Below are 13,662 nucleotides of genomic sequence, written 5' to 3'. Positions count from 1 at the left end.
ACTTTTTTATTTACCTAAATTTTAACTGTTTTAAGTCCTTTTTTATATTAATCTATTTAAAGGGGATGGATTTTTTATTATATATATACTTTACTCCAAGTTTCTATTAGAAACCTTTATAAGAGTGTTCCTACTACATTAGTAATATCTAACGTTATAAAAATATTAGAATAAACTTTTTTTAGGAAATAATTTTTATTAACTTAGATAATGAATTGTCACAACTTGTACAAGGTGATTATAGAATGGCAGAAGAAAATAAAAATAATGAAGAATTAAGGATTGGTGTTTACGTCTGTCACTGTGGTGTAAACGTCGGTGGAGTAGTAAACTGTCCTGAAGTAGCTGAATATGCTAAGACATTACCAAATGTTGTTGTAGCAAAAGATTACAAATACATGTGTTCTGACCCTGGTCAATTATTAATCCAAGATGATATTAAAGAACACAACTTAAACAGAGTTGTTGTAGCAGCATGTTCCCCTCGTCTTCACGAACCTACTTTCCGTAGATGTGTAGAAGAAGCAGGATTAAACAAATTCTTATTTGAATTTGCAAACTTAAGGGAACAAGACTCCTGGGTACACATGAACGAACCTGAAGCAGCTACTGAAAAAGCTAAAGATTTAACCCGTATGGCTGTAGCTAAAGCTAGATTATTAGAACCATTAGAAGCAACCAAAGTAGCAGTAGACAACAGAGCTCTCGTTATTGGTGGTGGAGTAACTGGTATCCAATCTGCTTTAGATTTAGGTGATATGGGATTCGAAACCTACATGGTTGAAAGAAACCCTACCATTGGTGGAAGAATGGGACAATTAGATAAAACTTTCCCAACTCTTGACTGTTCCATGTGTATTCTCGCACCTAAGATGGTAGATACTTCCAAACACGAAAACATTACTTTAATTACTTACGCTGAAGTTAAACATGTAGACGGATACATCGGTAACTTCACTGTAACTGTAGAGAAAAAACCAAGATACATCGATGAAGAACTTTGTGTAGGATGTGGATCTTGTGTAGAAGTTTGTCCTATCGAAATACCTAACTACTACGACGAAGGTATCGGTATGGTAAAAGCTGCTTACATCCCATTCCCTCAAGCTGTACCATTATGTGCAACCATTGATAAAGATTACTGTATCGAATGTATGCTTTGTGACCAAATCTGTGAACGTGGTGCTGTAAACCATCAACAAGAAGCTGAAGAAATTGAGTTAAAAGTTGGTACTATTATTGCAGCAACTGGTTACGACCCATACGACCCAACTGAAATCTATCAATATGGATACGGACGTTACTCTAACGTAATTACTGGTATGGAAATTGAAAGGATGATTAACGCATCTGGTCCTACTGAAGGTCACGTAATTAAACCATCTGACGGTAAAGAACCTAAACGTGTAGCATTCATCCACTGTGTTGGTTCAAGAGATGAACAAATCGGTAAACCTTACTGTTCTAGAGTATGTTGTATGTACTCCATGAAAAACGCTCAATTATGTATTGACCACGAACCTGACACCGAAGTAACCTGTTACTACATGGATATCCGTGCATTCGGTAAAGGATTCGAAGAGTTCTACAAAACTTCCCAAGAAAAATACGGTATTGAGTTCTTAAGAGGTAAACCAGCTCAAATCATCGAAAACGATGACTTAACCTTAACCATCAGAGCTGAAGACACCTTACTCGGTAAAGTAACTGAATACACCTATGATTTAGTTGTATTAAGTGTAGGTCTTGAACATCCTGAAGGATCCGAAGAATTAAGACAAACCTTAGGTATTTCCAAATCTTCCGACGGATTCTACATGGAAGCTCACCCTAAACTCAGACCTGTTGACACCTTAACTGACGGTGTTTACGTTGCTGGTGTAGCTCAAGGTCCTAAAGATATTCCTGACTCCGTAGCACAAGGTTCCGCTGCAGCATCCAGAGCAGCAATCCCAATGGCTAAAGGAGAAGTAGAAATCGAACCTATCGTAGCTCGTACCGACGAAGTTGTTTGTGGTGCTTGTGAAGTATGTGTTGAATTATGTCCTTACGGTGCAGTTTCAATTGTTGGAGATGACGCATCTTCCCATGCTGAAATTAACGTTGCATTATGTAAAGGATGCGGTACCTGTGTAGGAGCATGTCCTTCCGGTGCTATGGATCAACAACACTTTAAAACCGATCAAATTATGGCACAAATTAGTGCTGCTCTTGAAGATGTGGGTAAATAATCCTAGTGATTATTCCCTTTCTTTTTTTTCTTTTTTTAAATCATAATTTTTACATTAACTAGCTATTTTTTAATTCAACTGATTTTCAATATATTCCATTTAAGGACTTATTTTCACAAACATTATAATATAGAATTGCCAATATAAGTGTATAATAATACATTATTTATTGGATAATAGGTGTTATAATGTCTGAGTATGAAAATGAACTACATAAAATTGAAAATATTATTGAAAAACATACTGCTTATATGAGAAATAGTATCAATCTTATTGCTAGTGAGAATATTACTAGTGTTGAGGTAACTGAAGCTATTGCATCTGATTTTGAGCACAGATATGCTGAAGGACAATCTCATGAAAGATTATATGAAGGATGTCAATATGTTGATGAAATAGAAGATTTAGCTATTGAATCCTCTAAAAAATTGTACAATGTTAGCTATGCAAATGTACAACCTATCTCTGGAGTTACTGCAAATTTAGCATCATTCTTTGCATTCTCTAATTATGGGGATAAATTAATGGCTTTAGAAGTCCCTAATGGTGGACATATTTCTCACGCTAAAGTAAGTGCTGCAGGTATCTGTGGATTAAAAACTATCTCTTCTCCATTTGATCCTGAAATAATGAACATTGACATTGATGCAATGAATAAAAAAATATTAGAAGAAAAACCAAAAATTGTTCTCTTTGGTGGAAGTCTCTTCTTATTCCCTCATCCTGTTAAAGAAGCTCGTGAAGCAGCTGATGAAGTTGGAGCAAAAATCATGTACGATGGAGCTCATGTATTAGGTTTAATTGCTGGAGGCCAATTCCAACAACCAATAGCTGAAGGAGCAGACTTAATGATGGGAAGTACTCATAAAACTTTCCCAGGACCTCAAGGAGGAATCATCTTATCTCATGCTGAACATAAAGAGGTAATTGATAATGCAGTATTCCCTGGTGTTGTAAGTAACCATCACCTTCACCATTTAGCAGGTCTTGCTGTAGCTAATGCAGAAATGTTAGAATTTGGTGAAGCTTATGCTAAACAAACCATCAAAAACGCTCAAGCTTTAGCTCAAAGCCTTTATGAATTAGGATTTGATGTTTTATGTGAAGATTTAGGATTTACCGAATCTCACCAATTAGCTATGAATGTTTCTAATATTAGATCAGCATCAGACATTGCAAAAGATTTAGCTGATAATAATGTTATTTTAAATAAAAACCTTTTCCCTGGTGATGACGTAGATAACAGTGACAATCCTTCTGGTATCAGAATAGGTACTCAGGAAATCACTAGAAGAGGTTTAAAAGAAAAAGAAATGGAAGAAGTTGCAGAGTTCATTAAAGCAGTTGCAGTAGATAAAAAAGACATAAAAGATGATGTAACTGAATTTATGAACCAGTACACAACTGTTCATTATGCATTCTCAGAAAAAGACGGTTATCAAGTACATAAATTATAGGATATTATGAGAATTGGATTTGCAATTACTGGAGCAGGTCATTTACTTAATGAATCAGTTCAAGTAGCTGAAAAGTTATCTAAGAATCATGATGTCACTATATTCCTTTCTGCTGCTAGTGAAGAAGTTCTTAAAATGTATGGACTTTATGAACGCATTGTAAACATTACTGGCGGCAGATACAGGGAACTGGCTACTGATTCAAATCAGAAGTTCAGTTACCCTATTACTGGAAGATTATCTTTAGGTAAGTATGATTTACTTATTGTTTCTCCTGCAACAGCAAATACAGTTGCTAAGATAGTCCATGGAATTGCAGACTCTTTAGTTACTAATGCAGTTGCACAGGCAGGAAAAGGAGCTGTAAAAACTGTTATGGTTCCAGTAGATATTCATCCAGGACCTGTTGATACAGTTTTACCTTCCAAGCTTGAATTGGAGAAATGTCAAAATTGTGATGAATGTATTGCAGCTATTACCTGTGAAAATGATGCTATCATCCCAGCTAAGGAAATAGATCTAATGAAATGTGTTGGCTGTGGATTATGTAAGGACAGCTGTCAATATGGAGCAATATCCGAAGGTAAAATTATAACAATTTATATGAGAGATATAGATATTGAAAATACTAAAAAACTAGCTCAAATAGATGAAATCGAAATTGTGGAACATCCACATGATCTATTAAATTACATTTAGCTATTTTCACAAACAAATTCTATCTCATCTCCTTTTTTTAATTTATCTTTCAGTGAATTTGCTTTAACTTCAAGAACATATCTTGCATTCTTTGAAGGTTCATATTTACTCCAAGGTTTTAATGTAGCTATTTCAAAAATTTTCTTATTTTCATCTAAGAAATAAACATCAATGGGAAACCTCATAAAGGATGTGTGAATTGCCGAAGAGTACTTAGTTTTAATTACAAGAGCATAATTAATATTTTTTTTAAACATTAAACCCTTTAATCGCTGAAAATAGCTATCTGCAAATTTTAGCCTTATGTGAATTAATTTGTCAGTTGTTTTGTTGTATATTATGGTTGCCATTACTATATTTTCTTATTTTTTATTTATTTTAAGTTTTTATCAGCTGTTTTTGTGAAATTGATTTTGAATTGTCAGCTTTTAATTTAGAAGATACTTGTTTTTAGTTGTTTATTTTAAACACATCTTATTAGCTAGTTGTGGATTTAAAAGATTTATTTAAAAAATTATTTATTTAAATAAAGTTAATATTTTATTAAAGAATGCATTACTGCTTGAAAATTAGTAAGTTGATTCTGGAAAGGTAATAATTCATAAATTCGCCAGAACTTAGATTATGTGTTGTGTATGGATGAAAAACATTTTAATTTTCTTAAAAAAAACCATTGAACAGTTTAACTTATAGGGAATTGATTATTCAATCGGTTATAGGTTCAGTTTTAGGAATAGTGGTAGGTATTTTCTATGCAATCATTGGAAGTTATCTAATTGGTTATGGGTTTAATGTATTATTTGCTTCAGTTATGATTATATCTCTTGTATTTGATATTTTTTATTTTTAAACCAATATTTGAAAGATATATTAGATTTAATTCTGATTTTGGTGAAAATCATGTATATTACGAAGCAAAAGCATTTCTCTTTTTATTTGGTGGAATATTATTCACTATTCTTGTAGTTTCAATATTCCTTCTAGAAGGGTCCTCATTTATTACTCTTGCTGGATATGCACTGTCTTTCTTTTTTTCCATTTTTTGTTGTTTTTTTAAGAAGAGATTATTTGTATAATGAGAATGGTAACTTGTATTCGGATTTTTTGGTTTAATCTAATTATTTTTTTTTTAAATAAAGCTCTTGTTTAATATCAATTTTAAAATTGAATATTGATAGTAATATCGAGTTGAAAAAAGTTTACATTTTGTTTATCATCTAATTTATGACAACATTTATTTATTATCTAAATTAAAACATATATCATTATAATATTTTAATTATTGATTGTGTGTTGATAAAATGAGAGATAATATTTTTGTTTCTGAACTTAACCAAACTTATATCGAAGACTTAGAAATTGAAATCGTTGAAAGAAAAGGTATAGGACACCCAGACAGTATCAGTGATGGTATTGCTCAATCTGTAAGTAATGCTTTATGTAAAATGTATGAAGAAAAATTAGGTGAAGGTAACATTCTCCACCACAACACAGATGAAGTTCAAATCACTGCTGGAGACTCTGATCCTAAATTTGGTGGAGGAAGTGTAAGAAAACCTATTGACATTCTTTTGACTGGTAGGGGAATTCACGATTATGTAGATGAAAATGGTGTTGAATATCATTTCCCTCTTGAAAGAGTAGCTATTAAAGCAGCTAAAGACTGGTTAAAAGAAAACATCGTCAATTTAGATGTTGAATTAGACACTGTTATTGAATGTAAAATAGGTAGAGGTTCTGGAGACCTAGTTAACGTATTCGACAGGGAAAGTGCTATTCCTTCCTCTAACGATACTTCTTTTGGTGTAGGTTTTGCTCCTTTATCTGAAACTGAATCCTTAGTTTTAGCAACTGAAGAATTATTCAACTCCAAAGAATTTACTAAAAAATATCCTGCTACTGGTGAAGATATTAAAGTAATGGGATTAAGAGAAAAAGATAAAATCACTTTAACTATCTGCTGTGGTATGGTGGATAAATATGTTAAAAACCCAGAAGAATATAAAGCAGCTTGTGCAGTATTAAAAGAAGAAGCTGAAAAACTTGCTCCTAAATACACCAACCGTGATGTTGAAGTATTTATTAACACAGGAGATAATTTAGATTCTGACGATGAAGCTGGCTACTTCTTAACTGTAACTGGTACTTCTGCTGAAATGGGAGATGACGGTTCTGTAGGTAGGGGAAACAGAGCTAACGGTTTAATTACTCCATGCCGTCCAATGTCTATGGAAGCAACTTCTGGTAAAAACCCAGTTAACCACGTAGGTAAAATCTATAACATTTTAGCTAGCAGAATAGCTGCTGAAATTGCAGAAAAAATACCTGAAGTTAAACAAGTTCATATTATGCTTTTAAGTCAAATTGGTAGACCTATTGACAATCCTAAAGCAGCTTCAACCCAAGTTATTTTAGAAGATGGCTGCAAATTAGAAGATGTAAAAGCAGATATTGAAAAAATTATTGATGAAGGATTAGAAAACATTACTGACATTGCTCAAGATGTAATTGCTGGTAATGCAAGAACTTTCTAATTTTTATATTTTTTTTTATTTTTTATCATAATTCAATCAATTTTATATAATTAAGGAGAATTAAAATGCCGATAAAAGAGGCAGAAAAGTCATATGATCATAAAAAAATAGAAAATAAAGTCCAAAACTTCTGGAAAGAAGGGGACATGTTTTCTAAAGTAAATAAACTTAGAGCAAATGGACCTCAATATTCCTTTTTAGATGGTCCTCCATATTGTAGTGGAAAAATACATTTAGGAACTGCCTGGAACAAAGTAATTAAAGACAGCTATTTACGTTTCAAAAGTATGAACGGGTTCAGTTTAAGAAGACAAGCAGGATGGGATATGCACGGTCTTCCAATTGAACATAAAGTAGAGCAATTAATGGGTATTAAAAGTAAACAGGAAATTGAAGAAGAAGTTGGAATAGCTAACTTTGTTGATAAATGTAAAGAATTTGCAATGGATAACAAGATAGCTATGGAACATGAATTTGATGATTTGGGAGTCTGGATGGACTGGGAAAAACCGTACATGACTCTTGATCCTAAATACATGGAATCTGCTTGGTGGACCTTAAAAAGAGCTAATGAAAAAAACTTACTTGTCAATGATAAAAGGGTAATTAGCTGGTGTCCTCATTGTGAAACTGCACTTGCAGCAGCAGAAATTGATTACGAAGAAAAAGAAGATCCTTCTATTTTTGTTAAGTTTCCTGTAAAAGAATCCTTACTTGAAGATAATGATTTACCAGAATATTTCCTTGTTTGGACAACAACTCCATGGACACTTCCTTCTAACTTAGCTATTGCAGTAAACCCAGAATTCACCTACACATTTGTTAAAAAAGATGGTGAAATATTACTTTTAGCTGAAAACCTTCTTGAAGATGTCTTAGGGCCTGCAGAAATTGTACACAAAAAGAAAATACCTGCCGAAAATGAAGATGAAGAAGACACAGTAATCGAAGAAGTTGAAGTCATCTATGAAATTGTTAAAAATGTTACTGGTGAAGACTTACTTGGAGTAGCATATACCTATCCATTAGCTAGTGAAGTTCCAAAACAAGTTGAATTTGATGAAATCGATAATGTCCACACAATCTTACCGGGAGATCATGTAGAACTTGGTGAAGGTACTGGTTTTGTACATACTGCACCTGGACATGGTCCTGACGACTTTGAAGTTGGAAAAGAATATGGATTACCTATTTTCAGCCCAATTGATGAAAGTGGTACTTTTGTTGAAGATGCAGGAAAATATGCAGGTAAATTCTGTAAATCAGCTAATGATGAAATTATCAACGATTTAATTGAAAAAGGGTTAATGTTTAGAAATGAAACTCTCACTCACAGATATGGGGTCTGTTGGAGATGTAAAACTCCTATTATCTACTTAGCTACTAAACAATGGTTCATTAAAGTCACTGATATTAAACAACAAATGTTAGATGAACTTGATAAAGTGGAATGGATTCCTAAATGGGCTGGAGAAGGCAGATTTAGGGACTGGGTAGACAATGCTAAAGACTGGACCATTTCTAGACAAAGATACTGGGGTATTCCAATTCCTATCTGGGAATGTCCTGACTGTGGAGAGCTTAAAGTAGTAGGTTCAGTAGCTGAACTTAAGGAAAATGCATTAAATGAAATTGATGTTGATGATGAAGAGCTTGTTCACAGACCTTATGTTGATGAAATTAAAATGAAATGTGATAAATGTGGAGCTACTGTTGAAAGAATACCTGATGTTTTAGATGTATGGATTGATTCAGGAGTAGCTGGTTGGGCTTCACTTTATTATCCTCAAGAAGATAATGGATTTAACCAATGGTTCCCTTATGACTTTATTACAGAAGGTCACGACCAGACTAGAGGTTGGTTCTACTCTCAACTTGGTACTGGTGTAATTGCAATGGACAGGGCACCATATAAAAAGGTTTTAATGCATGGATTTGTATTAGATGAAGATGGAAAGAAAATGAGTAAATCTTTAGGAAACGTTGTTGCACCTGAGGAAGTTATTGAAAAATATGGTGCAGATGTTTTAAGATTCTACTTGTTATGGGCTAATAAACCATGGGAAGACCTTAAATTTGTATGGGATGAATTAAACAACATAAATAAAATGTTCAATATCCTCTGGAATGTATATGTGTTCTCAACCACCTACATGTCTTTAGATGAATTTGACCCAACAAAGATAACTGAAGATGATATTATTCTTAGAAATGAGGATAAATGGATTATATCAAGGGCAAATAGTCTTGTTCGTGATGTTGAAGAAGATTTAAACAACTTATACTTCCATAAGGCAACAAGAAAAATTAACAATTTCATCCTTGAAGATTTAAGCCGCTGGTATGTAAGGCTTATCCGTGGAAGAACATGGGTTGAAAGTGATGATCCTGATAAACTTGGAGCTTACTACAGCTTATATGAGGCTTTAAATAAACTCATTAATGTTTTAGCACCTATTGCGCCACATATAACTGAAGAAATATATGAAAACTTAGTTTTAGGTGTAGATAGTGAAGCTGCAGAAAGTATTCATATGAACGACTGGGGATATGATGCTGATGCAATTGATGAAGAGCTAGAAGCTAAAATGGACATTGTAAGAGAGGTTATTGAGGCTGCTGCAAGAGCAAGAGATATTGCAAGATATAAATTAAGATGGCCTGTAAGCGATATTACAATCGTAGCTCAAGATGAAGAGGTTCTAAAAGCTATTGATGATTTAAGTGAAATTATTAAAGATCAGTCCAATACAAAAGAAGTATTAACAGCCACTGAATTTGAAAACCTTTCATTTAATGCAAAACCAAACTTAAAAACTTTAGGTCCAAGACTTAAAGGTGATATGGGCATTGTTAAAAAGTATCTTGAAGAATCTGACGGCAATGCAATCAAAGAAGAATTAGATAGCAATGGTTCTATTGTTGTTGAAATAGGTGACAAATCCTTTGAATTATCTAATGATGATGTATTATTTGACAGTGAACTTCCTGATGACTTTGTAAGCTCTGAATTTGAATTAGGTAATGTCTTTGTAAATACTAACATTACTCCTGAGATTATGCAAGAAGCAATGGCACGTGAACTTATTAGAAGAGTTCAAGATATGAGAAAAGACATGGATTTAGATGTTGAAGCAAATATTGAAGTTGTTGTTAAAACCTCCACTAAATTCAAAGATCTTATAATGCCTCAATGCGACTTTGTTTCTAATGAAGTTAGAGCTAATTCCTTAATTATATCAGATATTGAGGAATGTTCAAGTGCTAATGATGATGACAATGTTCACATAAAAGAATGGGACATTGAAGGTGAAAAAGTTTGTATTTCTATAAAAAAATAAGGTGTTAAAATGACTTTAACAGATTCTGAAGTAGAATATATTAAAGGAATTCTTAAAAGAGACATGAACTCTTTAGAAGAAGGAATGTTAGATGTAATGTTTTCAGAACACTGCTCCTACAAAAGTAGTAGGCCAATATTACGTTTATTCCCTACTGAAGGAGAAAACATTATCTTAGGTCCTGGAGATGATGCAGGTTTAGTTTCTGTAACTGATAAATATGCTCTTGCTGTTGGTATGGAAAGTCACAACCATCCATCAGCTATTGAACCTTATGGTGGTGCTGGAACTGGAATTGGTGGTATTTTAAGAGATATTATCTCAATGGGTGCAATGCCAATAGCTTTACTTGATTCTCTTCGTTTTGGACCATTAGAAGATGAAAAATCAAGATACTTATTTGAACATGTTGTAAAAGGAATTTCTGATTATGGAAATAGAGTTGGAGTTCCAACAGTAGCTGGTGAAGTGGAATTTGATGAATCATTTAGAACCAACCCTCTTGTTAATGTAATGTGTGTAGGGCTTGTTGAAAAAGACAAGATTGTACGTGGAATAGCTCCAAATGTTGGAGATGTATTCCTGTTAATGGGGGGAACTACTGGTCGTGATGGAATTCATGGTGTAACTTTTGCTTCAGAAGAATTAACATCTGACAGTGAAACTGAAGACAGGCCTGCTGTTCAGGTTGCAGACCCATTCACTAAAAAGAGAGTGCTTGAAGCATCCCTTGAAATCTTAGAAAAAATCAATGTCAGTGGTGTTAAAGATTTAGGTGGAGGAGGACTTACCTGCTGTATTTCTGAATTGGCAGACTCTTCTGATAATGGTGCTTCTGTAAACTTAAGATCTATTCCTTTAAGAGAAGAAGGAATGACTCCTTATGAAATAATGCTTTCTGAATCTCAGGAAAGAATGGTCTTTGTAATTAATCCAGATGATGTGGAGTTAGCAAAATCTATCTGTGATAAACATGAAATCGTTTCTGCAGTTATTGGAGAAGTAACTGATGGAGATAACATGGTAATTATTGATGAAGGAGAAGAATTAGCTAATTTACCAACAATCCTTTTAGCAGACCCTCCTTCAATTGACCGTGAACTTAAAGAAATTCCAGAAGATGAAAATAAAGTTTCTGTCAAACATCCAGACTTAAAAGAGGCTATTGTTGAAGTTTTATCTTCACCTAATATAGCTAGTAAAAAATGGGTGTACAGGCAGTATGACCATGAAGTTCAAGTTAGAACTGTAGTAAAACCAGGTGATGATGCAGCAGTACTTAGAATAGATGATGAAACAGCTATTGCTCTTACAACAGATGCAAATACAATTCATACTAAATTGTCTCCTTTCCATGGAGGTGCAGGATCTGTGGCTGAAGCTATCCGTAATGTAATATCTATGGGAGCTACTCCTTATGCTGTTGTAGACTGCTTAAACTTTGGAAATCCTGAAACACCTGAAATATTATGGCAATTTAGAGAAACTATTAAAGGAATGTCTCTTGTCAGTGAAAAATTTGATGCTCCAGTTATCAGTGGTAATGTAAGTTTTTACAATGAAACTGAAGGAATTAAAATTAACCCAACACCTGCTGTAGGTGTAATTGGTGTTGAAAATATTAAAAACATCAGAACAATGGACTTTAAGAATGCTGGAGATAAAATCCTTTTAATTGGTGAAACCTTTGATGAAGTTGAAGGTTCTGAATATCACAGAGCAGTTCATGGAATTGAAGAAGGTAAGGCTCCAAGAGTTAGAGTTGATGAAGAAGTAGCTAATGGTAAAACTATATTGGAATTAATTGATTGCGATGATAAGAATGCTATTACTGCAGTCCATGATGTTTCAAATGGTGGTTTAGCAGTTGCACTTGCAGAAATGGTAATGGCTGGAGATATTGGTTGTGAAATCGACTTATCAGCTATTTTAGCATCTGATGATATTGATGATGTAGATTTATTATTCTCTGAATCTCATGGAAGATACTTAGTTACTGTTAGTGAAGATGCTGTGGATGATATGATGGATAAAATTAATGTTCCTGTTTCAATTATTGGGGAAGTGAAAGGGGAAACATTAAAATTAAATGATTTGGAATTAGAAATAAATGAATTAAATGACGCTTTCCATGGCGTTTTAGAAAAATATATGGTTTAATTAAAGTTACTGGTGTATATTAATGTTTTTGTCTAAATTAGACTCTTTAAAAGAGGCTTCAAGTAAAATTGAACAACATCAAAAGATCATGTCTAGTGAAGTTGTTAGTCTTGGGGAAGCTCATAAAAGAGTACTTGCTGAGGGAATCAAATCTTTTCATGATTCTCCTCCTTTTGACAAATCAGCTATGGATGGATTTGCTGTTAGAGCAGAGGATACATTTGGTGCTTCAAAATCAGCACCTAAAACTTTTAAAATAGTTGATTCAATTGGTGCAGGTGTAGCTTCTAATAAAACAATAGGTCCTAATGAAGCTATTGTAATAGCTACTGGCTCTCCAATTCCTGAAGGAGCAAATGCAGTAATCATGAAAGAATACACAGAAACTGTTGGCGATGAAGTAATTTTATCCTCTCAAGTTACTCCTGGTGAAAATGTAAGTCCAAAGGCTGAAGATATTAAAAAAGGGTCAGTTATTTTATCTCCTAAAACTTTTATCAGATATCAAGAATTAGGTTTAATAGCTTCTGCAGGTTACAGTGAAGTGGAAGTTTATAAAAAACCAAGAGTTAAAATAATCATTACTGGAAATGAACTTGTTGACCCTACAAAAGAGGAATTAGGTCCTGCTCAAATTATTAACTCAAATCAATACTCAATTTCAGCTATGGTTCATGATTCAGGAGCTGTTGCTGAAGTTGGAAGGGCTCATGATACTTTTGATGAAGTCAAAGAAGCTATTTTAAAAGCAACTGAAGAATATGATGTTGTAATAACTACTGGTGGAACAGCTATTAGTAAAGGAGATGTTGTACTGGATGTTATTGATGAAATAGGGGATATGCTATTACATGGTGTTTCAATAAGGCCTGGTAAAGCTTTTGGTTGTGGAGTAGTTAATGATACTATGGTATTTGCATTTTCAGGTCAGCCTGTTGCAGCTATGGGACAATTTGACATGTTTGCAAGAAGATATCTCTTTAGAATGCAGGGCAGGGACTTTGAATTTGATATTGTTAAAAAAGAATCTGAATTAAAAATACCTTCACAACTTGGAAGAACTGATTTTATTAGAACTTATTCAGATGAGTCACATGCTCGTCATATATTAAATCGTGGTTCTGGCGTAATTAGGTCAATGGTTGATGCAAACAGCTATATCATAATAGACGAAAATGATGAAGGATATCAGAAAGGCGATATGGTTGATGTTGTATTCTTTGATTCAATGATTTGGTAA

The 13,662-nt window shown here is 33.6% G+C and carries 9 protein-coding genes; 8 read left to right on the top strand and 1 reads right to left on the bottom strand.

Annotated elements, in window-relative coordinates:
• The first annotated feature begins 245 nt into the window (after positions 1-245).
• From MBBWO_RS07450 to MBBWO_RS07440, 3 genes are all read left to right on the top strand, one after another.
• Positions 246-2,231, top strand: coding sequence for a CoB--CoM heterodisulfide reductase iron-sulfur subunit A family protein (locus MBBWO_RS07450; protein WP_116670264.1), 1,986 nt, complete (start codon positions 246-248; stop codon positions 2,229-2,231).
• A gap of 188 nt (positions 2,232-2,419) precedes the next feature.
• On the top strand, positions 2,420-3,688 hold the full coding sequence (gene glyA / locus MBBWO_RS07445; protein ID WP_116670263.1) for a serine hydroxymethyltransferase: 1,269 nt from the start codon (positions 2,420-2,422) through the stop codon (positions 3,686-3,688).
• Positions 3,689-3,694: 6 nt separating this feature from the next.
• Positions 3,695-4,387: a dihydromethanopterin reductase (acceptor) gene (locus tag MBBWO_RS07440; RefSeq protein WP_116670262.1), complete on the top strand. Its 693-nt coding sequence runs from the start codon at positions 3,695-3,697 to the stop codon at positions 4,385-4,387.
• On the opposite strand, the gene MBBWO_RS07435 is transcribed toward MBBWO_RS07440, so the two are convergent.
• Positions 4,384-4,737, bottom strand: coding sequence for a DUF192 domain-containing protein (locus tag MBBWO_RS07435; protein ID WP_116670261.1), 354 nt, complete (start codon positions 4,735-4,737; stop codon positions 4,384-4,386). The two genes, MBBWO_RS07440 and MBBWO_RS07435, sit on opposite strands and share 4 nt — an antisense overlap.
• Positions 4,738-5,084: 347 nt before the next feature.
• Between MBBWO_RS07435 and MBBWO_RS08155 the strand changes: the two genes are divergently transcribed.
• The 5 genes from MBBWO_RS08155 (at position 5,085) to MBBWO_RS07415 (ending at position 13,662) form a co-directional block, all read left to right on the top strand.
• Positions 5,085-5,237, top strand: coding sequence for a hypothetical protein (locus MBBWO_RS08155; RefSeq protein ID WP_165807946.1), 153 nt, complete (start codon positions 5,085-5,087; stop codon positions 5,235-5,237).
• Between the two features lie 451 nt (positions 5,238-5,688).
• The gene (locus MBBWO_RS07430) at positions 5,689-6,921 is read left to right on the top strand and encodes a methionine adenosyltransferase (RefSeq protein ID WP_116670260.1); all 1,233 of its coding nucleotides are present in this window, start codon (positions 5,689-5,691) and stop codon (positions 6,919-6,921) included.
• Positions 6,922-6,986: 65 nt separating this feature from the next.
• The gene (ileS, locus tag MBBWO_RS07425; protein ID WP_116670259.1) at positions 6,987-10,262 is read left to right on the top strand and encodes an isoleucine--tRNA ligase; all 3,276 of its coding nucleotides are present in this window, start codon (positions 6,987-6,989) and stop codon (positions 10,260-10,262) included.
• Positions 10,263-10,271: 9 nt separating this feature from the next.
• Positions 10,272-12,422, top strand: a complete 2,151-nt coding sequence (gene purL / locus MBBWO_RS07420) for a phosphoribosylformylglycinamidine synthase subunit PurL (RefSeq protein WP_116670258.1) — start codon at positions 10,272-10,274, stop codon at positions 12,420-12,422.
• Between the two features lie 22 nt (positions 12,423-12,444).
• Positions 12,445-13,662 (top strand): molybdopterin molybdotransferase MoeA, encoded by a 1,218-nt coding sequence (locus MBBWO_RS07415; RefSeq protein WP_116670257.1) that lies wholly within the window; start codon positions 12,445-12,447, stop codon positions 13,660-13,662.

Origin of the sequence: Methanobrevibacter woesei, assembly GCF_003111605.1 — an archaeon.
Classification (GTDB): Archaea; Methanobacteriota; Methanobacteria; order Methanobacteriales; family Methanobacteriaceae; genus Methanocatella; species Methanocatella woesei.
This window is presented reverse-complemented; position numbering and strand designations above follow the sequence as displayed.